Annotated in this window: 22 protein-coding genes; 12 read left to right on the top strand and 10 right to left on the bottom strand. The window is 71.6% G+C overall.

Features of this window, described 5'->3' with window-relative positions; translation table 11 throughout:
* Positions 1-19: 19 nt before the first annotated feature.
* The 6 genes from ABJI51_RS05565 to ABJI51_RS05540 all read right to left on the bottom strand — a co-directional run bounded on the left by ABJI51_RS05565 (position 20) and on the right by ABJI51_RS05540 (position 6,896).
* Positions 20-1,072, bottom strand: a complete 1,053-nt coding sequence (locus ABJI51_RS05565; protein WP_348947941.1) for a substrate-binding domain-containing protein — start codon at positions 1,070-1,072, stop codon at positions 20-22.
* A 20-nt stretch (positions 1,073-1,092) separates the two neighbouring features.
* On the bottom strand, positions 1,093-2,091 hold the full coding sequence (locus ABJI51_RS05560) for an ABC transporter permease (protein WP_348947939.1): 999 nt from the start codon (positions 2,089-2,091) through the stop codon (positions 1,093-1,095).
* On the bottom strand, positions 2,088-3,584 hold the full coding sequence (locus tag ABJI51_RS05555; protein ID WP_348947937.1) for a sugar ABC transporter ATP-binding protein: 1,497 nt from the start codon (positions 3,582-3,584) through the stop codon (positions 2,088-2,090). Before ABJI51_RS05555 ends, ABJI51_RS05560 begins: the two co-directional genes overlap by 4 nt.
* Positions 3,581-4,750, bottom strand: a complete 1,170-nt coding sequence (locus ABJI51_RS05550; protein ID WP_348947935.1) for an ROK family protein — start codon at positions 4,748-4,750, stop codon at positions 3,581-3,583. Before ABJI51_RS05550 ends, ABJI51_RS05555 begins: the two co-directional genes overlap by 4 nt.
* A gap of 196 nt (positions 4,751-4,946) precedes the next feature.
* Positions 4,947-6,149 (bottom strand): ROK family transcriptional regulator, encoded by a 1,203-nt coding sequence (locus ABJI51_RS05545; protein WP_348947933.1) that lies wholly within the window; start codon positions 6,147-6,149, stop codon positions 4,947-4,949.
* A 120-nt stretch (positions 6,150-6,269) separates the two neighbouring features.
* On the bottom strand, positions 6,270-6,896 hold the full coding sequence (locus tag ABJI51_RS05540) for an HU family DNA-binding protein (protein WP_348947932.1): 627 nt from the start codon (positions 6,894-6,896) through the stop codon (positions 6,270-6,272).
* Between the two features lie 382 nt (positions 6,897-7,278).
* Between ABJI51_RS05540 and ABJI51_RS05535 the strand changes: the two genes are divergently transcribed.
* The 4 genes from ABJI51_RS05535 to ABJI51_RS05520 all read left to right on the top strand — a co-directional run bounded on the left by ABJI51_RS05535 (position 7,279) and on the right by ABJI51_RS05520 (position 11,502).
* Positions 7,279-10,245 (top strand): FAD-binding and (Fe-S)-binding domain-containing protein, encoded by a 2,967-nt coding sequence (locus tag ABJI51_RS05535; RefSeq protein WP_348947930.1) that lies wholly within the window; start codon positions 7,279-7,281, stop codon positions 10,243-10,245.
* 144 nt (positions 10,246-10,389) lie between these two features.
* Positions 10,390-10,551, top strand: coding sequence for a hypothetical protein (locus tag ABJI51_RS05530; RefSeq protein ID WP_348947928.1), 162 nt, complete (start codon positions 10,390-10,392; stop codon positions 10,549-10,551).
* 86 nt (positions 10,552-10,637) lie between these two features.
* Complete coding sequence (locus tag ABJI51_RS05525) at positions 10,638-11,000, top strand: DUF4260 family protein (RefSeq protein ID WP_348947927.1); 363 nt, start codon at positions 10,638-10,640, stop codon at positions 10,998-11,000.
* Positions 10,984-11,502 (top strand): TetR/AcrR family transcriptional regulator, encoded by a 519-nt coding sequence (locus tag ABJI51_RS05520; RefSeq protein WP_348947925.1) that lies wholly within the window; start codon positions 10,984-10,986, stop codon positions 11,500-11,502. Before ABJI51_RS05525 ends, ABJI51_RS05520 begins: the two co-directional genes overlap by 17 nt.
* Here ABJI51_RS05520 and ABJI51_RS05515 read toward each other — a convergent pair.
* The gene (locus ABJI51_RS05515) at positions 11,484-11,816 is read right to left on the bottom strand and encodes an MmcQ/YjbR family DNA-binding protein (protein WP_348947923.1); all 333 of its coding nucleotides are present in this window, start codon (positions 11,814-11,816) and stop codon (positions 11,484-11,486) included. The two genes, ABJI51_RS05520 and ABJI51_RS05515, sit on opposite strands and share 19 nt — an antisense overlap.
* Complete coding sequence (locus ABJI51_RS05510) at positions 11,809-12,453, bottom strand: winged helix-turn-helix transcriptional regulator (RefSeq protein WP_348947921.1); 645 nt, start codon at positions 12,451-12,453, stop codon at positions 11,809-11,811. The genes ABJI51_RS05515 and ABJI51_RS05510 overlap by 8 nt, the downstream gene beginning before the upstream one ends.
* 80 nt (positions 12,454-12,533) lie before the next feature.
* On the opposite strand from ABJI51_RS05510, the gene ABJI51_RS05505 reads away from it, so the two are divergent.
* Complete coding sequence (locus ABJI51_RS05505; protein ID WP_348947920.1) at positions 12,534-12,914, top strand: nuclear transport factor 2 family protein; 381 nt, start codon at positions 12,534-12,536, stop codon at positions 12,912-12,914.
* Here the strand turns inward: ABJI51_RS05505 and ABJI51_RS05500 are convergent.
* Positions 12,890-14,050, bottom strand: coding sequence for an MFS transporter (locus tag ABJI51_RS05500; RefSeq protein ID WP_348947918.1), 1,161 nt, complete (start codon positions 14,048-14,050; stop codon positions 12,890-12,892). The two genes, ABJI51_RS05505 and ABJI51_RS05500, sit on opposite strands and share 25 nt — an antisense overlap.
* 54 nt (positions 14,051-14,104) lie before the next feature.
* Here ABJI51_RS05500 and ABJI51_RS05495 point away from each other — a divergent pair, with 54 nt between their 5' ends.
* Positions 14,105-14,848, top strand: a complete 744-nt coding sequence (locus ABJI51_RS05495) for an AraC family transcriptional regulator (protein ID WP_348947916.1) — start codon at positions 14,105-14,107, stop codon at positions 14,846-14,848.
* An 8-nt stretch (positions 14,849-14,856) separates the two neighbouring features.
* Here the strand turns inward: ABJI51_RS05495 and ABJI51_RS05490 are convergent, their stop codons facing one another.
* Positions 14,857-16,017 (bottom strand): FAD-dependent oxidoreductase, encoded by a 1,161-nt coding sequence (locus ABJI51_RS05490; RefSeq protein ID WP_348947914.1) that lies wholly within the window; start codon positions 16,015-16,017, stop codon positions 14,857-14,859.
* A gap of 193 nt (positions 16,018-16,210) precedes the next feature.
* On the opposite strand from ABJI51_RS05490, the gene ABJI51_RS05485 reads away from it, so the two are divergent.
* From ABJI51_RS05485 to ABJI51_RS05460, 6 genes are all read left to right on the top strand, one after another.
* Positions 16,211-17,260 (top strand): LacI family DNA-binding transcriptional regulator, encoded by a 1,050-nt coding sequence (locus tag ABJI51_RS05485; protein ID WP_348947912.1) that lies wholly within the window; start codon positions 16,211-16,213, stop codon positions 17,258-17,260.
* Positions 17,257-19,356 (top strand): alpha-galactosidase, encoded by a 2,100-nt coding sequence (locus tag ABJI51_RS05480; RefSeq protein WP_348947910.1) that lies wholly within the window; start codon positions 17,257-17,259, stop codon positions 19,354-19,356. Before ABJI51_RS05485 ends, ABJI51_RS05480 begins: the two co-directional genes overlap by 4 nt.
* The gene (locus tag ABJI51_RS05475) at positions 19,353-20,651 is read left to right on the top strand and encodes an ABC transporter substrate-binding protein (protein ID WP_348947908.1); all 1,299 of its coding nucleotides are present in this window, start codon (positions 19,353-19,355) and stop codon (positions 20,649-20,651) included. Before ABJI51_RS05480 ends, ABJI51_RS05475 begins: the two co-directional genes overlap by 4 nt.
* A complete protein-coding gene (locus tag ABJI51_RS05470) occupies positions 20,638-21,513 on the top strand; it encodes a carbohydrate ABC transporter permease (RefSeq protein ID WP_348947906.1) in 876 nt (291 codons plus the stop codon). Before ABJI51_RS05475 ends, ABJI51_RS05470 begins: the two co-directional genes overlap by 14 nt.
* Positions 21,510-22,337 (top strand): carbohydrate ABC transporter permease, encoded by an 828-nt coding sequence (locus tag ABJI51_RS05465; RefSeq protein ID WP_348947904.1) that lies wholly within the window; start codon positions 21,510-21,512, stop codon positions 22,335-22,337. Before ABJI51_RS05470 ends, ABJI51_RS05465 begins: the two co-directional genes overlap by 4 nt.
* Before the next feature lie 198 nt (positions 22,338-22,535).
* Entirely contained in the window at positions 22,536-22,784 is a 249-nt protein-coding gene (locus ABJI51_RS05460; protein WP_348947902.1) for a hypothetical protein, read from the top strand.
* The last annotated feature ends 55 nt before the right edge of the window (positions 22,785-22,839 follow it).

The raw sequence follows: 22,839 nt of genomic DNA, 5'->3' as shown, positions 1-22,839 counted from the left end.
GTTGCGGAAAGTTCCGTGGTCAGGAGTCGAAGCCGACGTCGGCGTACTGGTCGACGTTCTCCTTGGTGACCACCGCGGAGTAGGTGGTGATCTCGGCCGGGATGTCGTGCTCGGCGAACTCGCCGATGCCGCTGCCCTGGCCGAGCAGCCGCGCCAGCGCGACCGCGGTGGACGCCATCGACGGGCTGTAGAGCACCGTCGCCTTGATCGGCGAGGAGTCGTTCTTGATCAGCGTCATCATGTTCTTCGAGCCGGCGCCGCCGACCATCAGGAACTCCGAGCGCTTCGCGTTCTCGATCGCCGCGTTGACGCCGACGCCCTGGTCGTCGTCGTGGTTCCACAGCGCGTCCAGCTTCGGTGCGCTCTGCAGCAGGTTCGCCGTCTGCTGCTCGCCGGACTCCGGGGTGAACTGCGCCGACACGCGCGGGCCGACCTTGTACCCGGCTCTGGCGAGCGCGTCGGCGAAGCCCTTGCTGCGTTCCTGCGTCAGCGGCAGCGAGTCGATGCCCGCGACCTCGCCGATGACCGGGTTGGTGACGTTCTTCTTCTTGAGTTCCCTGGCGATGTAGTTGCCGGCGTTGACGCCCATCCGGTAGTTGTCGCCGCCGATCCACGTGCGGTACGCCAGCGGCGTGTCGAAGACGCGGTCGAGGTTGATCACCGGGATGCCCGCGTCCATCGCCTGCTGGCCGACCGCGGTGAGCGCCTTGCCGTCGAACGGCAGGATCACCAGCACGTTGACCTTCGCGTTGATCAGCGTCTCCACCTGGGAGATCTGCTGGTTGACGTCGTTGGTGCCCTCGGTCGCGTTGAACGTCACTTCGCTGAACTTCTGCGCCTGCGCGCGGGCGTTCTTCGTGATCGCCGCGATCCAGCCGTGGTCGGCGGCGGGCGCGGAGAACCCGATGGTGATCGGCTTGCCCGGCTGCCCGGTGTTCCCGGCGGCCGCCGGGCCGTTCGACGCCTGGCCCGCCGGCTCGTTCGAGGTGCACCCGGCCAGCAGCGCACCGGCGCCGAGGGCGGCACCGCCGAGCAGGAATCCCCGGCGGCCGAGGAAGGGGTGTTCGGTCATGACGGCCTCCATCGGTGTGACTACGGACCGGTCCGGGCCTTGCGGGCCCGGAACTGCAGGAGCACGGCGAGCACGATGATCACGCCCTTGGCGATGTTCTGGACGTCGGTGTCCAGGTTGTTGAGCGTGAACAGGTTCGACAGCACCGTGAAGATCAGCACGCCGAGCAGCGTGCCGACGAGCGAGCCGCGGCCGCCGGTGAGCAGGGTGCCGCCGATGACGACCGCCGCGATCGCGTCGAGCTCGTAGAACATGCCGTTGGTCGACGCGCCCGCGGTGGTGCGCGCGACGACCATCAGCGCGGCGATCCCGCAGCACAGCCCGGCGACGCCGTAGACGAGCGCGAGGTGCCGCTTGACGTTGATGCCGGCCAGCCGCGACGCCTCGGCGTTGCCGCCCACCGCGTACGTCCGCCGCCCGAAGGTGGTGCGCTTGAGCACGACCCAGCCGAGGGCGAAGACCAGCGCGAAGATCCAGATGAGCACCGGGACGCCGAGGAGGTCGCCGCGGAAGAACGCGAGGAAGTCCCGGTCGCCGACCACCTGCGTGCGGCGGCCGCTGATCCGCTCGGCCAGTCCGCGCGCGGAGACGTACATCGCCAGCGTGGCGATGAACGGCACGACCTTCCCGTAGGCGATGAGCACGCCGTTGACCAGCCCGCAGCCGAGGCCGACCGCGAGCCCGCAGACGACCATCACGAACGGCCCGTACGACTGGGTGGCCAGGGTCGTCAGCCAGACGCTCGACAGCGCGACGATCGAGCCGACCGACAGGTCGATGCCGCCGCTGATGATCACGAACGTCATCCCGACGCTGACCACGCCGATCGCCGCGGCCAGCCGCAGGATGGTCGAGATGTTGCTTTCGGTGAAGAACACCTCGGGCCGGGTGAACTGGCCGATCACGCAGAGCACGACCAGCACGCCGGTCAGCCCCAGCAGCCGCGGGTCGGCGGGGAACCGCCTGGCGGGCGCCGCTTTCCCCGGCACCGCCGTCTCCACCGGCTTCGTTTCGGTCATGCCGCGCTCCCCTCGAGAATCACGTCGAGCACGTCGGCCTCGGTCAGCCCGGCCGACGGCCGGTCGGCGAGCACCCGCCCTTCGCGCAGCACCAGCACCCGGTCGGCCAGGCCGAGCACCTCCGGGATTTCGCTGGACACCAGCACGATCGCCACGCCGGTCGCGGCCAGCTCGGCGATCAGGCGGTACAGCTCGGCCCGGGCGCCGACGTCCACGCCCCGGGTCGGTTCGTCGAGCAGCAGCACGCGGCAGCCGCGCACGAGCCACCGCGCGAGGACGGCCTTCTGCTGGTTGCCGCCCGAAAGCGTCCGCACGATCCGTCGGGGATCGGCGGGCCGCAGGTCCAGGCGCCGGAGGCTGTCGGCGGCGTCGTCGAGTTCCCGGCTGTGGTCGGTGAAGCCGAGCTTGGCGTAGTGGCCGAGGCTGGCCAGCGTCACGTTGTGCACCACCGGCAGGTCCAGCAGCAGGCCCTGGCTTTTGCGTTCCTCCGGCGCCAGGCCGATTCCGGCGCGGACGGCGGCGAGGACGCTGCCCGGGCGCAGTGCCTTACCCCGGACGGTCACCGCTCCGGCGTCAGGCCGCCGCGCGCCGAAGATCGTCTCCAGCAGCTCGCTGCGGCCGGACCCGACGAGCCCGGCGATGCCGAGGACCTCACCGGCGTGCACGGTGAAGCTCACGTCCTCGAACTCGCCCTGCCGCGACAGCCCGCGGACTTCGAGCGCGGTCTCGGGCCGGGCATGTCCTTCGTGGCGGGGCCCGAACACCGTCTCGACCTTGCGCCCGGCCATCAACGCGACCAGGTCCGCGGTCGGCGTCGCCGCGTCGAGCCCGGTGCCCGCGGTGCGGCCGTCCTTGAGCACGGTCACCCGGTGCCCGATCCGGCGCAGTTCCTCGAGCCGGTGGGAGATGTAGACGACCGAGACGCCGTCCGCGGTCAGCTCGCCCACGATCCGGAAGAGGTTGTCGACCTCTTCGCCGGCCAGTGCGGCGGTGGGCTCGTCCATCACGAGCAGCCGCGCGTCGTGGGCCAGCGCCCGCGCCATCGAGACCAGCTGCTGCCCGGCCGCGGACAGCCGTCCGGCTTCGGTGGACGGCGAGATCTCGGGATGGCCGAGCCGGGCGAGCAGCCTCGCGGCTTCGGCGCGGGCCTGCCCGACCCGGGTGAACCCGAACCGGGCGCGCTCGCGGCCGAGGAAGATGTTGTCGGCCACCGAAAGCCCGGGCACGAGGTCGAGTTCCTGGTACATGGTGGCGATGCCGAGGCGCAGCGCGTCGACCGGCGAGCCGAGCGTCACCGGCTCCCCGCGCCAGGTGATCTCCCCGGCGTCCGGCCGGTGCGCGCCGGAGAGCACCTTGATCAGCGTCGACTTGCCTGCCCCGTTCTGCCCGAGCAGGCAGTGGACCTCGCCCGCCTCGACGTCGAAGTCGACGCCGTCGAGCGCGCGGACGCCGGGGAAGGTCTTCACGATGCCGCGGACGGACAGCAGGGTCATACCGACGCCTCCTCGGTCTCGCCGGACAGGAACGCGGGATTCGCGAGAAGCCGTTCGGCGGCCAGGTGCGCGGCGCCGCGCAGCGGAGCCTGCAGGCCCAGCTCCGACGGCACGACCCGGACATGGCCGAGCGGCCGGGCGGCCAGCTCGACGCGGACGGGCTCCACCAGCCACTCCCCGAGTTCGGCGAAGTAGCCGCCGAGCACGACGACGTCGGGGTCGAGCACGTCGACCACTGTGGACAGTGCGACGCCGAGCGCGACCCCCAGCTCGTGCACCGCGGTCGCCGCGCGCTGGTCGCCCTGGCGCACGCGATGCCGCAGCAGCGCGACCCGGCCGCCGACACCGAGTGCGGGATCGTGCAGCGCGTCACCCGGCGGCGCGGCCGCGCGGAGCACGGCGGCCAGGTTCGCCTTCGTTTCCAGGCAGCCGATCCGGCCGCAGGCACAGCGTTCGCCGGCCGGGTCGACGGCGATGTGCCCGACCTCGCCCGCGAATCCGCGCGCCCCCCGCAGGATCGCGCCGCCGGAGACGAGCCCGCCGCCGACCGCGGTGCCACCGGCGAGGTAGAAGAGGTCGTCCGTGCCTGCCGCGGATTCGGCGAGCGCACCGAGGTTGGCATCGTTGTCAACGGCCACGGCTTCGACCGGGACGTCCAGCCGCGCCGCCATGAGACCGGCGATCTCGGCGTCCCGCCACCGCAGTGCCGGCGCGAACCGCAGCACGGCGGCGGCCGAATCGACCAGTCCGGGCACGGAAACCGCGACGCCGCCCGGCGGTCCGGGCAGCACCCGGCAGGCGAGGTGGGCGAGTTCGTCCATGCCGCGCTGCAGCCCGAGGGCGGCGACGTCGACGGTTTCGGCGTGTTCGGCCAGCACCCGGCCGGACAGGTCGGTGACCACGGCCGACAGCCGATCGGGCTCGATGCCGAGCGCGAGGGCGTAGGCGTCTTCGCCGTGGAGTTCGACGAGCCGGCTCGGCCGCCCGTGCCCGGCCCGGACCCCGGCGGGACGGACCAGGCCGCGGTCGGCGAGCCCGGCGAGCAGGCCCGGAACGGCGGACTTCGCGATCCCGCAGCGCGCGGCGAGCTGAGTGCGTGACAGCGGCCCGGCGCGCAGGGCACGCAGGATCGCCGAACGCGGATCGGCTCGCGTCGTCCCGGCCACACTGCCCCCAGACCTGTCGCGGAGTGAACGGACTTTGTCACTCAGGCAGCGAAAGTAAGGTGACGACCATCACTCGTCAAGGTGAAAGAGTGGCGTTAAGTCCGGGTTTCACCCGGATAGACGCGCGAAACCGTGCAGACTTTCGCTCGATTGAGACGAAAGTCTGTCCAGTTTTGTCATTACTCCGGCGGCGTGTTCAGCTGCTGAGCGTGAAGGCGCGGTCCGTCGCCGACCAGGCCGCGCCGATCACGCCCGCGGTGTCGCCGAGTTCGGAGAGCACGATCGGGAGGTTCCCGGTCGCCAGCGGCAGCGAGCGCCGGTAGACCGCGCTGCGGACCTCGGCGAGGAGCTGGTGACCCAGCTGCGCGACGCCGCCGCCGATCACCACCATGCCCGGGTTGATGAAGCACACCAGTGACGCGACGACCTGGCCGAGCCGCCGTCCGCCGTCGCGGATCAGGTTGACCGCGCCGAAGTCGCCCGCCGCCGCGGCGAGCCCCACGTCCCGGGCGGTGACCGCGCCGCGTTCGGCGGCCACCTCGGCGAGGAACGCCGACCGGCCGCTGCGGGCCAGCGCCAGCCCGTCGCGGGCCAGTGCGGCGCCGCCGAAGTACGCCTCCAGGCAACCGACTTCGCCGCAGGCACACGTCGGGCCGAAGTCGTCGAGCCGGATGTGGCCGATGTCGCCCGCGGTGCCCGCGACGCCGCGGTAGACCTTGCCGCCGAGCACGATCCCGCAGCCGATGCCGGTGCCGATCTTGACGAACATCAGGTCGTCGGTCGAGCGCGCGACCCCGGCGTGCCGTTCGCCGAGCGCCATCGCGTTGACGTCGTTGTCCACCGCCACCGGGCAGCCCCACAGCCCGCCCAGGTGGTCCCGCACGGAAAACCGGTCCCAGCCGGGCATGATCGGCGGCGCGACCGGCATCCCCTCGGCGAAGCTGACCGGCCCGGGCAGCCCGATCCCGGCGGCGATGAGCCTGCCGGGTGCTTCCTCCCGCACTTTCGCGGCCAGCTCGACCACCCGGCGCAGCACCGGATGCGGCCCCTGCCGCACATCGCAGTCCTCGACGGCGTGGGCGAGCACCTCGCACGCGCCGTCGGTGACGGCCACCCCGACCGAGGTGGCCCCGACATCGACGGCGAGCACGCGCAGATCCCCGGCCAGCCGCACGAGCGTCGACCGCCGTCCGCCGCGGCTGGCGGACGGCCCGGCCGCCTCGACGAACCCGATCTCGGCCAGCCGTGCGACTTCCGCCCCGACGCGGGCACGCGGCAGGTCGAGCCGCTCACCCAGCTCCACCCGGGACATCGGGCCTTCGTCACGCAGCAGGGTGAGCAACCGCGTCTGGTGCCGGGTTTCGACCATCGGGTGTCCCGGAGAGGATGCCGCGCTCATCCGAGAAGCGTACGGCTTCCGGCCACCGGCGCGGTCCACCGTGCCGTGCCGGTGTCCCGGAACACGACAGGGTCCCCGCACCGGATGGCGCGGGGACCCTGTCGGTCGTTCTGGCTCAGCTCACTTCTTCTTGGCGGCAGCCGAGGTCTTCTTGGCCGCGGCCGTGGTGGTCTTCTTCGCCGCGGCCGGCTTCGCGGCAGCGGTCTTGGCGCGCGTGGTGGTCGCCTTCGCCGTGGTGGCCTTGGCCGCCGTGGTCTTCGGGGCCGCCTTGGTGGCGGTCGCCTTGGCGGCGGGCTTCGCCGCGGTGGCACGGGTCCGCGTCGTGGTGGCAGCCGGCTTCGCCGCCGCCGCACGGGTCGTGCGGGTCGTCGTCGCCTTCGCCGGAGCCGCGGCCGCGGTCTTCGTGGCGGTGGCACGGGTGCTCGTCGAGGCCGTGGAGCGCTTGACCGGAGTCGCCTTCGGCAGCTTCTTCGCCCCGGAGATGACGTCCTTGAAGGTCGTACCGGCCCGGAAGGCGGGAACGTTGGTCTTCTTGACCTTCACGGCCTCACCGGTACGCGGGTTCCGCGCGGTGCGAGCGGCGCGAGCGCGCTTCTCGAAGACACCGAAGCCGGTGATGTTGACCTTCTCGCCCTTGTTGACCGTCCGGATGATGATGTCCACCAGACCGTCGACGGCCTGCGAAGCCACCTTCTTGTCGCCCAGACGCTCCGACAGCGCCTCGATCAGCTGGGCCTTGTTCGTCATTCCAGTCCTCCAAAGTGGAACTACTAGTCAGGCCCATCACGGCCGACAGCGCACAGACTATTACCAGCCGCCCGCAAAACCAAACAGGGTGGCCCGAACTTCGTTGTGTCGCGGCGTGAATTCCGCACAGCCCTGCCGCACCGGAGTCCTGACCTGCACTTTCCCCGGATGGCGACGCGAGCGTCCTCATAGGACCCGTCCTGACAGGACGGTGGGACATCGAACAACTGATCGACGTCCCGGTGCCCGGAAAGCCCAACGCCCCAACGGGTCGGCCCGCCGCCGGTGGCCGAATGTCCTGGTATCGGCGGTTCGCGAGGTGTGTAGGCGCGGTCCCCGGGGGTAGCCGCGAGGAGTATCCCGAGAGATGCGGAGGCGCGAAATGACCCGGACAGCCGGTGAGCACCTGCAACCCCGGGACTTCGACGTCGACGCCCTCGCGGCGGAACTGCGGCGCCGCGTCGACGGCGAAGTCCGGTTCGACCGCGGCACGCGTGCCGTCTACTCCACCGATGCCTCCAACTTCCGGCAGGTTCCGCTCGGCGTCGTCGTGCCCCGTACCCCGGAAGCGGGTGCCGAAGCAATCGCCGTCGCGCGGGAGTTCGCCGCGCCGGTCCTCTCCCGCGGCGGCGGCACCAGCCTGGCCGGCCAGTGCACCAACACCGCGGTCGTGCTGGACTGGTCGAAGTACTGCCACCGGCTGGAATCGGCCGACGAGCAGGCACGCACGTGCGTCGTGCAGCCCGGCATCGTGCTCGACGAGCTGAACCGGCAGCTGGCGCCCACCGGGCTGCGGTTCGGCCCCGAACCGGCCACGCACATGAACTGCACGCTGGGCGGGATGATCGGCAACAACTCCTGCGGCGCGACCGCCCAGCGCACCGGGAAGGTCGTCGACAACGTCGTGCGGCTGGAGGTCCAGCTCTACGACGGGACCCGCTTCTGGTGCGGCCGCACGACCGGCGAGGAGTATGCCGCGATCGAGCGCCACGGCGACCGGCGCGCGACGATCTACCGGCAGCTGCGGCGGCTGCGGGACGAGTACGCGGAGGAGATCCGGCGCCGGTACCCGGACATCCCCCGCCGGGTTTCGGGCTACAACCTCGACTCCCTGCTGCCCGAGCACGGCTTCGACGTCGCCGGGCTGCTGGTCGGCAGTGAGTCCACTTTGGTCACCGTACTGCGTGCGGAACTCAGGCTGGTGCCGGTCGTGCCGGAACGCACGCTCGTCGTGCTCGGCTACCCCGGCATCGCGGCCGCCGCCGACGCCGTGCCCGCGATCCTGCCGCACGAGCCGATCGCGCTGGAGGGCGTTGACCACAAGCTCATCCGCGACCAGCAGATCAAGGCCATGAACCCGCAGGCCCTCGCCGAGCTGCCGGAGGGCCGGGCGTTCCTGATGGTCCAGTTCGGGGCCGGCACCCACGAAGAGGCCGAACGGCAGGCCCGCCGGATGCTGGACGCCCTCGGCGGCACCGAGCACGAGGCCGACGTGGCGTTCCTCGACGACCCGGCCCGGGAACACGAACTCTGGCAGGTGCGCGAAGCCGGGCTCGGCGCCACCGCGCACGTGCCACGCCGTCCCGACACCTTCGAGGGCTGGGAGGATTCCGCCGTCGCACCGGACCGGCTGGGCGACTACTTGCGGCGGTTGTCGCAGCTGTACCGGGAATTCGGCTACGCGAGCGAGACCGGGCCCAGCCTGTACGGCCACTTCGGGCAGGGCTGCGTGCACACGCGCATCCCGTTCGACCTCTACACCGCCGACGGCGTCGCGACCTACCGACGGTTCATGGAACGCGCCGCCGATCTCGTGGCCGAGTTCGGCGGGTCGTTCTCCGGCGAGCACGGCGACGGGCAGTCGCGTGGCGAGCTGCTGCCGAAGATGTTCGGCGACGACCTCGTCAAGGCGTTCGGCAGGCTCAAGGCGATCTTCGACCCCGGCAACCGGATGAACCCGGGCAAGGTCGTCGCCCCCTACCGGCTCGACGAGAACCTGCGCCTCGGCGGCGGCTGGACTCCGGCGTCCCCGCAGAACCTGTACTTCCGGTTCCCCGACGACGGCGGTTCGTTCGCCGAGGCCGCCAACCGCTGTGTCGGCGTCGGGCGGTGCCGTCAGCACACGACTCCCGGCGGCCAGGTGATGTGCCCGTCGTACCAGGCAACCGGCGAGGAGGAGCACTCCACCCGCGGCCGCGCCCGGCTGCTGTTCGAAATGCTGAACGGCCACGGCGACAGCCCGGTCACCGGCGGCTGGCGCTCCCCGGAGGTCAAGGCGGCGCTGGACCTGTGCCTGGCCTGCAAGGGCTGCAAGACCGACTGCCCGGCGAACGTCGACATGGCGACCTACAAGGCGGAGTTCCTCGCCCACCACTACGCCCACCGCCCGTGGCGGCGGCCGCGCTCGGACTACACGATGGGCTGGCTGCCGTGGATCGCCCGGGCCGTCACCCGCGTCCACGCGGGCCGGATCGTGAACGTGCTGGGCCACACGCCCGGCCTGGCCCGGCTGGCGACGGCGGTGGCGGGCGTGGAAAACCGCGAACTCCCGCGTTTCGCGGCCGAAACCTTCGAGCAGTGGTTCGCCCGCCGCGGCCCGCGCGGCACCGGCGCCCGCGGCACGGTGCTGCTGTGGCCGGACACGTTCACCAACCACTTCCACCCGCACGTCGCCCGCGCGGCGGTCGAGGTCATCGAGGACGCGGGCTGGCGGGTGACGCTGCCCCGGCGCCCGCTGTGCTGCGGCCTCACGTGGATCTCCACCGGCCGGCTGACGACGGCGAAGCGCATCCTGACCCGGACGGTCCGCGAGCTGGCACCCCATTTGCGGGCGGGCGGCCTGGTGGTGGGCCTGGAACCCAGCTGCACGGCGGTGTTCCGCGCGGACGCATTCGAGCTGTTCCCCGGCGACCACGACGTCCGCCGGTTGCGCGGCCAGACGGTCACGCTGGCCGAGCTGCTGACCCGCCATTCCCCGGGCTACCGCCCACCCCGGCTCGGCGGCAGGGCAATCGCCCAGGTCCACTGCCACCAGCACGCAATCATGGGCTGGGACGCGGACAAGCAGCTGCTGAAGGCGGCCGGAATGGAGGCCGAGCACCTCGACAGCGGCTGCTGCGGCCTGGCGGGCAACTTCGGTTTCGAGCGCGGTCATCTGGAGGTGAGCAAGGCCTGCGCCGAGCGCGTCCTGCTGCCCCGCGTCCGCGAAGCCGACGCGGAAACGACGGTCCTGGCCGACGGGTTCAGCTGCCGGACCCAGCTGCACGAGCTGGACAGCGGGGGCCGGGAAGGACGTCACCTCGCCGAGCTGCTGGCCGAAGGCCTGGCTGATTCAGCCGACGCCCAGTGACCGCCGGACCGCTGCACCGAGCCGGCCTGCTACTTCGTCGTGTCCGGTACTCGGCGAGCACGGTCCCACGAAGGGGTGCCCCAGCGGGTAGGAGCACCGCGCGCCGGGTACTCCGCGGCCGAACCGTCTCGGAAGGGATCCGCCATGGGACTTCTCGTCGCTCTGCTGGTGATCTGGGCCGTCCTGGTCGTGCTCGGCATCGTGATCAAGGGCCTGTTCTGGCTGATCATCGTCGGAGCCGTGCTCTTCGTCGTCACGGGTGTCATCGGTTTCGTCAAGCGGGAGGCCCTGAGCCACCGGCGGTGACGCCGGAGCCTCGCCCCAGGGCAGCTTGACGGCTAACACCGTTAGCCATAACCTCAGGCTAACAACGTTAGCCCCTGGGGGTCCCGATGTCCGCTCTTCCCGCCACCGCCCGCCACGTTCTCCGGCGGACGGCCTGGGCCGCCCTGGCGGTCTTCCTGCTGGCCTTCCTTGCCCTCGAAGTGGTCAACCACGGCGTCCCGGCGCTGATCGCCGGGCTCCTGCTGCTGCTCGTGCCCGATCTGCCGAAACGTCTCGGCAATGGCTCCCGGAAAGCCTTGGCCTGGCACAACTTCCTGCACCGCCCCTGGATCCCGCTGGCCGTCCTGGTCGTCTACAGCGCCGGGGGGCTGGGTGACTGGGTGCCACTGTTCACCGCGGGGCTCGGGTGGCTTGCGCACATCGCCGTGGAGCGGGTCTTCGGGGGCGGGCGGCGTGTCCGGACGCGCTGAGCAGATCGTCGACGCCGCGCGTGCGTTGATCGACGAAGGCGGGGCTGCCACCCTGACCATGCGGGCGCTCGGGGAACGCCTCGGCATCCGGGCTCCGTCGCTCTACAAGCACTTCCCCGACAAGGGTGCGGTCGAGGCCGAGGTGATCACCCTCGCCATGCGCGAGCTGGCCGGCGCGCTGGCCCCGGCCGCCGGGGACCTGAGCGAACTCGCGGCCGCCTATCGCGCCTATGCGCTCGCGCATCCGCATCTCTACCGGCTGATGAACTCCGGGCCACTGCCCCGGCACCTGCTGGCACCCGGCGTTGAAGAGGCGGCCGCCCTGCCTCTGATGCACGTCGCCGGTGGCGACACCGACCGGGCGCGGGCGCTGTGGGCCTTTGCGCACGGCATGGTCATCCTCGAACTCGACGGCCGGTTCCCGCCCGGTGCCGACCTCGACAGCGCGTGGCGCACCGGGCTCGCCGCGTTCGCCGGACCGGGTCAGCCGCCGACGTACTGATGGGCCTCGCGGGCGAGATCCCGCCAGAGCGCGAGCGTGGCCGTCCGGTCGTTCCCGGCGGGGACCTCGATCCACTCGCGCATCGTGCGCCTGCCCATGACCACCTGCTCCCCCGTGCCGGCGGCGACCAGTTCCCCGATCCGGTCGCCGGGCACCTTCACGATGAGCCCGCCGCGGTGGCCGAGGAACGCGAAGATCTTGCCGCGCACGCGGAGCCCCGGACTGCGGAACATCGTGCCCATGACGACGTCACCGTCGCCAGTGAAGTCCTCGGCCAGGCGGTCGAACAGGTCGCCGTTGGGGGTGTCAGGCATCGGTCCTCCCGGGGAGTACGCGTTCGAGTGCCGCGACGGAACCGTCGACGGTCAGGCCGGCGGCCCTCGCGGCCGTCAGGGACATCGCTCCGGTGAACAACGCGACGAACACCTGGGGTGGCGCGGTGATCGTGGCGTCCGGCCGCCGTTCGGTCGAGCAGGGGCGGACGTCGATCCGGCCGTGGCCGGCGATGACGTCGCAGCCGTCGGTGAGGTCGCCGAGGCGCACGACGCTCGGCGGTGCGTCCGGCGTGCCGTCCCGGCACAAATGCCGCAGCGACAGCGAGAACCAGTGCACGCGGAACGCGTCGTCCTCCGGCGGGACGGCCATCAGCGGCGCACCCCAGCGGGTCAGTTCGCGGACGACGCCGCCGAGGTCCCGGCCGCGCTCGCTGAGGCCGATGAGCGTGGCCGCGATCGGCGGTGGCTCGTCGCGGCGGGTGATCAGCCCGGTCGCCTCCATCTCGCGGAGGCGGTCGGCCAGCAGGTTGCTGGCGATGCCGGGCAGGCCGCGGCGGAGGTCGGAGAAGCGGCACGGGCCCTGCGTGAGCAGCTCGCGGACGATCAGCAGGGTCCAGCGGTCGCCCACCAGGTCGAGGGCGCGCGCCATCGAGCAGTACTGGTTGTACGAGCGCATGCCGACAGGCTAGCAGGGTGGTTGCCAACCTCCACCAGTTGGTTTAGTTTCTCAACCACGTTGCGAGAAGGGAGATCACCGTGGCCGTTGTCAGCGACAGTGCCCCCGCCGTGCTCCGGGACTACTACCGGATCCTCACCGGCGGGATCGAGAACTACGGGGACGGCGGGGAGCTGGCGCCCCTGCTGGCCGAGGACCTCGGCTTCGAGGGCCCGATCGCCGGCCAGGTGACGGGGTCCGCCCCGTTCCTGCAGGGCGTGCGGGGATTCATCGCGAACGTCGGGAAGATCGAGCTGGTCCAGGAGGTGCACGGCCCGGACGGCTCCGCCGTGCTGTACGACGCCCACCTGCCCAAGGGCACCGTCCGGCTCACCGAGTTCTTCACCTTCGCCCAGGGCCGGATCCAGCGGCTGCGCATCCTCTACGACCCCGCCGACTACCTCGCCAAGGGCGGCGCCTGACCGCGGCCGGGTTCGGACAGCGTCCGCAGCACCAGCCAGCCGAGCCCGGGCAGCAGGACCAGCGGGGCGAGGGCCGTCTGCAGGGACGTGTGGTCGGCGAGGGTCCCGATCACCGGGCTCGCGAGGCCGCCGACGCTGACGGTCAGCCCCAGCGTGACGCCGCCTGCCGTGCCCACCCTCGCGGGCAGGTAGTCCTGGGCGAGCGTCACCTGCAGGGAAAACGGGACGTACAGCCCCACGGAAGTCAGCAGCACGAACAGATAGAAGGCGGGGCCGGGGACGAACACGACCCCGGCCAGCGCCCCGATGGTGAACAGCGCGGACCGGCGCAGCACGGTGACCCGGTCCCGGCGCTCGGCCAGCCTGCTGCCCAGGACGGTGCCCCCGGCCCCGCCGAGGTACAGCACGAACAGCGCGGCACTGCCCGCCGCGGCGCCGCCACCGGCGCGCTGCCGGGCGTAGAGCGCGACGAACGCGCTCAGCCCGACGAACACGATCGACCGCAGGACCACGGCCGCCGACAGCTTCCCGAACGAGACCCAGTCGTCGGCACCGCCGGGACCCGCCGCGGGCGTCCCGGCGCCCGCGGACCGGCGCAGCGCGCGCAGCACCGGCAGGCACACCACGCTGCCGGCCAGTGCCGGGACCACGAGCAGCGGGGACATCCGCAGCCCTCCTGCCGCCATGACGGCGGTGACCAGCAGCGGCGCGGCCGCGAAGCCGATGTTCCCGCCGAGGGAGAACCAGCCCATCGCGGTATGGCTGCCCCCGGCGGCGATCCGCGCGACGCGCGCGGACTCCGGATGGTAGGCGGCGACACCGATCCCGGACAGCGCAACGAAAACCAGCGTCAGCGCGTATGAACCGCCGAGCCCGCTCAGCGCGATGCCGAGCCCGCCCAGTGCCGTGCTCACCGGCAGCAGCCACGGCATCGGCCACCGGTCGGTCAGCACTCCGAACAGCGGCTGCGCCACCGACGACAGCACAGACGCCGCCAGCACGATGCCCGACGCCGCCGCGTATCCGTAGGCCCGTTCGGCGACGAAGAACGGGACGAGGGCGGCGACGGACCCCTGGTAGACGTCCACGCAGGCATGGCAGGCGGACAACAGGATGATCGGCTTGTTCCACGGCACGACGCCATGCTCGTCACCCGCGACGGTGTCGCGCTTCCGATAAAATGCCAGTTCATGACGGAAATCCGCCACACGCCGAGCGCGCCGACGCGCGTCCGGTCACTGGCGCCGGGCGCCGGGATCGCCGCCCACCGTCACGACGACCACCAGATCGTGTACGCCGCCCGGGGCGTGCTGGCCATCACCACCGACCGGGGTTCGTGGGTCGCCCCGGCCACCCGCGCGATCTGGGTGCCCGCCGGGACCGTGCACGCCCACCAGGCCCACGGGCAGGTCGAACTCCACCTGCTGGGCCTGCCCGCGACCGAGAACCCGTTGCGGCTGAACGAACCCGGCGTGCTGGCGGTCGGGCCGCTGCTGCGCGAACTGATCCTCGCCTGCACCCGCCCGCCCCACGACGACACCCCGGAACGGCGCCGGCTGCACACGGTCCTGCTCGACCAGCTGCGCACCTCACCCCAGCAACCGCTCCACCTGCCCACCCCGGCCGACCCGCGGCTGCGGGCGCTGTGCGCGATCCTGCAGGCGAATCCGGCCGACCACCGCACCCTGGCCGCCCTCGGCGCCGAGGTCGGCGCGAGCGACCGCACGCTGACCCGGCTGTTCAAGGCCGACCTGGGCATGACGTTTCCCCAGTGGCGCACCCAGCTGCGGCTGCACCACGCCCTCGTCCTGCTGGCCGGGGACACGCCGGTGACGACCGTCGCGCACGCCTGCGGCTGGTCGTCCCCCAGCGCGTTCATCGACGTCTTCCGCCGCGCTTTCGGCCACACCCCGGGAACGCACCACACCCGCTAGCGGAAACGTCAGCCGTCCCAGTCGATGTGGTGCCCGATCAGCCAGGCCGCGGTGTTGCGCGGGCCGTTTCTCAACCGGCGGCTGATGGCGAGGTCGCGGATGATCCGCTGGACCGGGCCCGGCGTGGCCGTGCCGCCCATCCGCGCGCTGGTCGCCACCAGCCGCTCGACCCGCTCACGCCGTTGCGCCTCATAGGCTTGGAACGCCGCCGCCGTGTCCGGCAGGTCCCGCAGGCACTTCGCCAGGACGACGGCGTCCTCCATGGCCATCGACGCGCCGTGCCCGGCGTTCGGCGCGGCGGCGTGTGCGGCGTCGCCGATGACGATCATCCGGCCGTCGTGCCACTTCGGCGTGGACGCGATGTCGTACCCGTTGCTCGCCCGGATGTCCTCCGACGCCTCCACGATCGCCGCCGCCGGCGACCGGTCGCCCTGCAGCAGCAGGGTCGCTTTCCGCTGCCATTCCGCCGTCGACGTCGTCGACAGCTCGGCTTTGGACAGCGCCGTGCCCGGCACGTTGACGAACCACCAGGTCCCGCCGTCCGGAGCCGTCGTGTAGGCGAAGAAAACCCTTCTGCCGTAGATCATCCGGTACACCCCCGGCACCGGCTCGACCGGCGCGTGCCGCGCATAACCGCAGAGCACGACCGTGCCGACATAGCGCGGCTCGGGCGCGGCCGGGTCGATCAGCACCCGCGTCGCCGAATGCACGCCGTCGGCGCCGATCAGCAGGTCGCCCTCCTGGCGGGTGCCGTCGTCGAAGACCGCCGCGACACCGTGTTCGAGATCGACGTCGCCGAGCCGTTTCCCGTGCTCGATCCGGATCCGGCGGCGCCCGGCCTCCTCGCGCAGCACCCGGCACAGTTCGGCCCGTTTGATCGTGTGCGCCCCGGCCGCCCCGCCGCCGATCGGGGCTTCGCCGAGCCGCTTGCCCGAGCCGCTCCAGAACACCGCACGGTCGGCCGGAAACGCCGCCGCCAGCACGGGTCCGGCGGCGTCGATCGCCTGCAGGGCGTCGAAACCGTTGTCCATGATCGTCATGAACGCGCCGGCATCGTCCACGCCGTCCGGATACGCCTCGTAGACGACCGGGTCGAGGCCCGCCTTCTGCAACGCCATCGCCGCGACCGGCCCGGCGATGCCGCCGCCGATGATCAACGCCCTGGTCATCCCGCTCCCCTCGAAATCAGGCCTTCGAAGGTACCGCCGCCCGGTTGTATGCCGCAGCCCGACCGTACGGCCCGTACGAGAGCGCGGCCCAGGGCGAAAAGGGCAGCATCAAGTGACCGGTCACATGATCACCGGCCCGCTTCCATGAGGTCAGGTCTTGACTTCGGCTGATGTGAGCGGCAACACTGCAGGCGTGGATGTGACCGGTAACATGGACAGCCGCAAGGTGAGCATCCGGGACGTCGCCCGCGCGGCCGGCGTCTCGCACCAGACGGTGTCACGGGTCATCAACGGCCATCCCCGCGTCACGCCGGACACCCGCGAGCGCGTGCAGCAGGCCGTCCGGGACCTCGGGTTCCGGCCCAGCCGCACCGCGCGGGCCCTCGCCAGCGGGCAGGTCGACGCGGTCACCGTGCTGGTCTCCGACACCACGCTCTACGGCTACGGCGCGGCCCTGCAGGGCATCGAAGAAGCCGCGCGGGAAGCCGGGTTCTCCGTCGGCATCTGCTTTCTCGCCTCGGTCGCGCCGGAAACGCTGGCCGCGACCGTCGCCCGCGTCGGCGATCCCAGTGCCGGTGCGCTCATCGTCGTCGCCTGGGACCAGGTCGGCATCCGTGCGCTGCAGGCGGTTCCGGCCGGGGTCGCGGTGGTGGCCCTCTCGGAAGCCTCCGCCCTCGACGCCCGCTGCCCCACCATCCGGCTGGACGACGGCGCGGCGGCGGCGCACGCGACGCGGTACCTGCTGGGGCTGGGCCACCGGACCGTGCACCACGTGGCGATCCCGTCGTCCAGCGGGCGCAGCGACCGGATCCGCGGCTGGCGCGAGGCACTGACCGATGCCGGTGTGCCGGTGCCGGAACCGCTCCACGCCTCGTGGACGCCGCGCTCGGGGTACGAAGCCGGCCGCGCGCTCGCGGCCGACCCGGACGTCACCGCGATCCTGTGCGGCAACGACGATCTCGCCCTCGGCGTCCTGCGGGCCCTGCACGAAGCCGGGCGGCGGGTGCCGGAGGACGTCAGCGTGGTCGGGTTCGACGACGTGCCACAGGCCGCCTACTACCACCCCGCCCTGACGACCGTGCGGCAGGACTTCACCGGACTCGGCCGGGACAGTTTCGCTTTGCTGCACGGGCTTCTCGACCCGGCGGGGCCGCGGCGGGAGCCGGGCGCGGCCAGGCCCGAGCTGATCGTCAGGGAAAGCAGCGGCCCGCCGAAGCGGCGTAACACGGGGGAACAGTCATGACGGAAACACCCTGGAAGGCGGGCGCCCTCGCGGTGCACCTGGTGCTCGACCCGGCGGCGCCGGTGCGCCTGCTCGGGATCGTGCCCGGCGACGGCCCCGCCCCGGACGGCCCGGGGGTGTCGCTGGTCGAAATCGACTGCCCCGGCGAAGGACGGCTCGGCAACAGCACTTCCGAGCAGCACCGGCCGTACACGGTGACGGCGGGCCTGCGCTACGCCGGCCACACCGAGGAGTCCACTTCGGACAGTACGACGCTGTGGATCGAGCAGCGCGATCCCGTCCGCGGGCTGCACGTGCGCACCGCGCTGGAACACGTGACCGGGACCGACGTGATCCGCGTCCGCTCCGAAGCCGGCAACGAAGGCCGCACGCCGCTGACGCTGACGTACGTGTCTTCGCTGTCGCTCACCGGGTTCGGCCCGATGGACGCGCTGCGCCTCCACCAGGCCCCCAACGCCTGGACCGCCGAGCTGCGCTGGCAGCAGCTCACCGCCGAGCAGGCCGGTCTCGTCGACATCCGGCCGTTCGACGACGGCCAGGGCACCGCCAAGAGCAGGCACGCGGTGACCGTGACCGGCAGCTGGTCCAGCGGCGGCTTCCTGCCCGTCGGCGGGATCGAGGACACCGGGCGGAACCTGGCCTGGGTGTGGCAGGTCGAGCACAACGGTGCCTGGCACTGGGAACTGGGCGACCACCACGGCAGCCTCTACCTGCAGGCTTCCGGCCCCACCGACCGCGAACACCACTGGCGCGCCACGCTGGCGCCGGGCGAGTCGTTCGCCACCGTGCCGGTCGCGATCGCGGCCGTCACCGGAGGCCTGGCCGACGGGTTCCGCGCGCTGACCGGATACCGGCGTGCCACCCGGCGGCCCGCCGCCGACCTGGTCCGGCTGCCCGTGGTCTTCAACGACTACATGAACTGCCTCGACGGCAACGCCACCGAAGCCGATCTCGCGCCGCTGATCGACGCCGCGGCCGCGGCCGGCGCGGAGTACTTCGTGCTCGACGCCGGCTGGTACGCCGACGAGGGCACCTGGTGGGACACCGTCGGCGAATGGGAACCGTCCACCGTCCGCTTCCCGCACGGCATCGAGGCGACGCTGCGCCGCATCACCGACGCCGGCATGACACCCGGCCTGTGGCTGGAACCGGAGGTCGTCGGCGTGCGCAGCCCGGTGGTGGACCAGCTGCCCCCGGATGCGTTCTTCACCGACGACGGGGTCCGGGTGCAGGAGAACGGCCGGTTCCACCTCGACTTCCGCTGTGCCGCCGTGCGCGAGCGGATGGACCGCGTCGTCGACCGGCTCGTCGGCGACCTCGGCGCGGGCTACCTCAAGCTCGACTACAACATCAGCACCACCGGCACGGACGCCCGCGGCGACAGTGTCGGTGCCGGGCTGCTCGGGCACAACCGCGCGTTCCTGGCGTGGCTCGACGGCGTGCTGGCCCGGCATCCCGCGCTGGTGCTGGAGAACTGCGCGTCCGGCGGGATGCGGATGGACCACGCGCTGCTCTCCCGCACGGCCCTGCAGTCGACCAGCGACCAGAAGGATCACCGCCGTTACGCATCGATCGCGGCGGCCGCGCCGACCGTGGTGACGCCGGAGCAGAGCGCCGTCTGGGCCTATCCGCAGCCGGAGCACAGTCCCGAGGAAGCGTCGTTCTGCCTGGTGAACGCCATGCTGGGGCGCGTGCACCTGAGCGGGCGGATCGACCGCATGGAGCCGGACGAGGCCAAGCGGGTCCGCACCGCGATGGACACCTACAAACGCCACCGGGACCTGCTCGCGCGCGGGCTGCCCCACTGGCCGCTGGGGCTGCCCGGACGGCACGACCGGTGGACCGCGCTGGCCGTCCACGACGACCACGACTGCCTGCTCGCCGTGTGGCACCGGGGTGACACGGCAGGCACGGTGACGCTGACCCTGCCGTGGCCCGACACCGATCCGGCGCTCGTCCGCGTGCTCTTCCCCGAAGATCTGCCCACCAGCGCCGGCCTCGACGCCGCGGCGGGCACCCTGCGCCTCTCCCTTCCGGCCGGGCCGTCCGCCCGGCTCGTCCGGCTGCAACGACGCACCCGAGGAGAAATCCGATGACACCGTCGATCGACCGCCGCAAGTTCCTCCGGCTGTCCGCGGCCGGGCTGGCCGGCGTGGCCGCCGGTCCCGCACTCGCCGCCTGCGGCTCGGGCGGCAGCGGGGACAGCAAGGAACTCGTGCTGTCCACCTGGAACCTGCCCGAGGACATCAAGACCTACACGAAGTTCGCCCAGGACTACGCGGCCGCGCATCCCGGGGTGAAGATCACGGTGAACGTGACGCCCTCGGGCGACTTCGGCCAGTGGTTCTCCACGCAGCTGGCCGCGGACACCGCACCGGACATCATCCGGATGACCTACCAGGCCTACGGCCGCTACGCGGGCAACGGCGGGCTGGTGAAGCTCGACGAGCACCTGCCGGCGGGCTACGGCGACGACTTCGCGCCGTCGTTCTGGCAGGCCGTGCGCACCGACAAGGGCGTGTTCGGCGTGCCGCAGCACACCGACACCTTCGCCCTCTACTACCACAAGGACATCCTCGAAAAGGCCGGCCTGACCCCGCCGACGGAGCTGGCCAAGGCGTGGACGTGGGACGAATTCCGCGACGCGGCCCGGAAAGTGAAGGGCGTGACCGGCAAGTACGCCTTCGCCTACGGCTTCCAGGGCGTCAACACCGCGTACCGCTGGCTGCCGATCCTCTACATGCACGGCGGCAAGCTGCTCGAGGACGACCTCAAGACCCCGGCGATCAACAACGACCGCGGCATCGAGGCGATCGAGTTCAGCCGCAGCTGGTACGCCGACGGGCTGGTGCCTGCCGGCGACACCATCAAGGCCACCCAGGACGGCACCGCCGACCAGCTGTTCACCTCCCGGACCGTGGGCATGCTCATCCACGGCGACTGGATCATGCAGCAGTTCGGCTCGCTGCCCGCCGGGTCGTGGGACGCCACGTACATGATCCGCAGCACGTCGGCGGCGTCGGACCTGGGCGGCAACGTCCTCGCCGTCACCCGCAGCGCGAAGAACCGGGAGCTGGCCGCCGACTTCGTGGCGTTCGTCTGCAACCAGGAGAACATGAAGTCCTTCTGCGAGCGCGACCTGTTCCTGCCGGTGCGCAAGTCGCTGCTGGCGCAGCCGCTGCAGTTCGCGGCCAACGCCCCCGTCATGCAGAAGTTCGTCCAGCAGGCGGCGACCGTGCCCGAGGCGATGGTCCGGGTGGAGACGAGCCCGAAGTTCGATCCGGTCAACCAGGTCCTCGGCGACGAGCTGGACCTGTGCTTCACCGGCCAGCAGGACGCGGCCACGACCGCGCGCAAGATCTCCGACCGGATCGCCCGTGCGCTCGCGTGACCGCACGGGCCTCGCCCCGTACCTGTTCCTCTCCCCCGCGCTGGCGCTGTTCGCCGTGTTCGCCTTCGTGCCACTGGGGTACGCGGTGGTGCTCAGCTTCCAGGACGTCCCGGTGTTCGGCGACGGGCAGTGGAACGGGGTGGACAACTACACGCGGCTGGCCGCCGACCCGCTGTTCTGGCAGAGCCTGCGCACCACGCTCGTGTTCACCGTCGCGACCGTGCCGACGAGCATGGCGCTCGGCCTGCTGCTGGCCGTGCTGCTCAACCGGCCGCTGCCCGGCCGGGCGCTGCTGCGCAGCCTGTACTTCCTGCCGATGGTGGTCTCGGGGGTCGTGGTGGCGCTGGTGATGGGCTGGATCTTCGACGGCGACGTCGGCGTGGTCAACAACCTGCTGCAGGCGTTCGGCCTGGGCCGGGTGCCGTGGCTGACCTCGCCGTCGTGGGCCATGGTCACGCTCAGCGCGGCGATCGTCTGGGGCCGCATCGGCTTCTGCATGGTGATCTACCTGGCGGCACTGCAGGCCGTGCCGCCCAGCCTCCTGGAGGCATCCACTTTGGACGGTGCCAGCCGCTGGCAGCAGTTCCGGTTCGTGACGTTCCCGCAGCTGCGCCCGACGACGTTCATGCTCCTGGTGGTCAACGTGATCTTTTCGCTGCAGGTCTTCGACGTCATCTACGTGCTCACCGGCGGCGGCCCCGGCTTCGCCACCACCGTGCTCCTGCAGGCGATCTTCCGCGCCGCCTTCACCGACGGCGAGATGGGTTACGCCGGCGCCATCGGCATGGTGCTCACCGTGCTGCTGCTGGTGTTCACCCTGCTGCAGTGGCTGGCTTCGCGGCGGCGTGAGGAGTCGGTGTGACGGCCGCGCGGATGACCCCGGGCCGGTGGGTGATCTGGGTCCTGCTGATTGCCGGCGGCCTGGTGATGATCTTCCCGGTGTACTGGATGTTCGCCACGGCGTTCGCCCCGAAGGGTGCGCTGCTGGACGGCTCGCTGCGGCTGTGGCCGCCCCGGCTGACCCTGGACAACCTGCGCCAGGCCTGGGAAAGCCAGCCGGTGGGCCGCTGGGTGGCGAACTCGGTGCTCACCACGGTGGCCGGGGTGGTGCTCACCGTGCTGGTCAGCCTGCTGGCAGGCTACGCCTTCGCGAAGTACCGCTTCCGCGGCCACAACGTCCTCTTCCTGGCCATCCTGCTCACCATCATGGTGCCGATCCAGGTGATCATGGTGCCGGAGTTCCTGGTGGTGGCCAAGCTGAACCTGGTCGGCACGCTCTGGGCGGTCATCCTGCCCCGCGCGGCCGAAGGGATCGCGGTGTTCATCGCCCGCCAGTTCATGCTCGGCATCCCCGACGAACTGCTCGAAGCGGCCCGCCTCGACGGGGCGGGCGAGCTGACCGTGTTCCGCAAGGTGGTGCTCCCGCTGTGCGGGCCGCTGGTCGGGGTCCTGGTGATCCTGGCGTTCGTCTGGCGGTGGAACGACCTGATCTGGCCGCTGGTCGCGCTGAAGCCGGACACGAACTACACGCTGCCGCTGGGCCTGCAGTCGATGCACGGCACGTTCAACTCGCCGATCGAGGCGATCATGGCGGTCAGCGTGCTGGCCATGGTGCCGGTCCTGGTCGTCTTCGTGGTGTTCCAGCGGCGTTTCGTGCAGGGAATCACGAGCACCGGGCTGCGCTGAATCCCGCGGGAACCCCGGTTACCGGACACGTTCGCCGCCGCGATCCGGTTCACGTCTGTGAGGAACCCGGCAAAGCTGGACAACTCCCCGGCCACGGAGTGACCATTGACGGCGCTCCGAGTGCGAAGGCTTTTCCGTCTCCGTTTCCGAGCATCCGACGAGACGCGAATATCTTTCATCATCTCCGGGGGAGCGGCAATGACGGGCCGGATCGAAGTGCTGGGCATCGCCGGCGCACTCCTGCTGGTGGCGCTCGCCGTCAGCCTGTGGGCGCTGCGGCTGGAGAGAGCGCGTCCCCGCAGAAAACCTGACAGCAAACCGGCGCGGCTGCTCGCCGAAACGCAGACGACGGTGGCCAGCATCCAGGCACGGCTGCGCCGGGAAGAGCGAGCGGCCGCCCCTCCCGTGCGACGTCCGAAGTGGACCGCACGGGAGCCGGGCCGCTGAAGCGTCACATCCGGCGGCGATTACTTTGCGCACTTTTTCGACATATTCGCTTACT

This window comes from Amycolatopsis melonis (assembly GCF_040064235.1).
GTDB classification, from domain to species: Bacteria; Actinomycetota; Actinomycetes; order Mycobacteriales; family Pseudonocardiaceae; genus Amycolatopsis; species Amycolatopsis melonis.
This window is presented reverse-complemented; position numbering and strand designations above follow the sequence as displayed.

Coding starts and splice junctions, on each gene's coding strand:
- ABJI51_RS05565 (WP_348947941.1), bottom strand. CDS start 1,072: ATGACCGAACACCCCTTCCTCGGCCGCCGGGGATTCCTGCTCGGCGGT.
- ABJI51_RS05560 (WP_348947939.1), bottom strand. CDS start 2,091: ATGACCGAAACGAAGCCGGTGGAGACGGCGGTGCCGGGGAAAGCGGCG.
- ABJI51_RS05555 (WP_348947937.1), bottom strand. CDS start 3,584: ATGACCCTGCTGTCCGTCCGCGGCATCGTGAAGACCTTCCCCGGCGTC.
- ABJI51_RS05545 (WP_348947933.1), bottom strand. CDS start 6,149: ATGAGCGCGGCATCCTCTCCGGGACACCCGATGGTCGAAACCCGGCAC.
- ABJI51_RS05540 (WP_348947932.1), bottom strand. CDS start 6,896: ATGACGAACAAGGCCCAGCTGATCGAGGCGCTGTCGGAGCGTCTGGGC.
- ABJI51_RS05535 (WP_348947930.1), top strand. CDS start 7,279: ATGACCCGGACAGCCGGTGAGCACCTGCAACCCCGGGACTTCGACGTC.
- ABJI51_RS05530 (WP_348947928.1), top strand. CDS start 10,390: ATGGGACTTCTCGTCGCTCTGCTGGTGATCTGGGCCGTCCTGGTCGTG.
- ABJI51_RS05525 (WP_348947927.1), top strand. CDS start 10,638: ATGTCCGCTCTTCCCGCCACCGCCCGCCACGTTCTCCGGCGGACGGCC.
- ABJI51_RS05515 (WP_348947923.1), bottom strand. CDS start 11,816: ATGCCTGACACCCCCAACGGCGACCTGTTCGACCGCCTGGCCGAGGAC.
- ABJI51_RS05510 (WP_348947921.1), bottom strand. CDS start 12,453: ATGCGCTCGTACAACCAGTACTGCTCGATGGCGCGCGCCCTCGACCTG.
- ABJI51_RS05495 (WP_348947916.1), top strand. CDS start 14,105: ATGACGGAAATCCGCCACACGCCGAGCGCGCCGACGCGCGTCCGGTCA.
- ABJI51_RS05490 (WP_348947914.1), bottom strand. CDS start 16,017: ATGACCAGGGCGTTGATCATCGGCGGCGGCATCGCCGGGCCGGTCGCG.
- ABJI51_RS05480 (WP_348947910.1), top strand. CDS start 17,257: ATGACGGAAACACCCTGGAAGGCGGGCGCCCTCGCGGTGCACCTGGTG.
- ABJI51_RS05475 (WP_348947908.1), top strand. CDS start 19,353: ATGACACCGTCGATCGACCGCCGCAAGTTCCTCCGGCTGTCCGCGGCC.
- ABJI51_RS05460 (WP_348947902.1), top strand. CDS start 22,536: ATGACGGGCCGGATCGAAGTGCTGGGCATCGCCGGCGCACTCCTGCTG.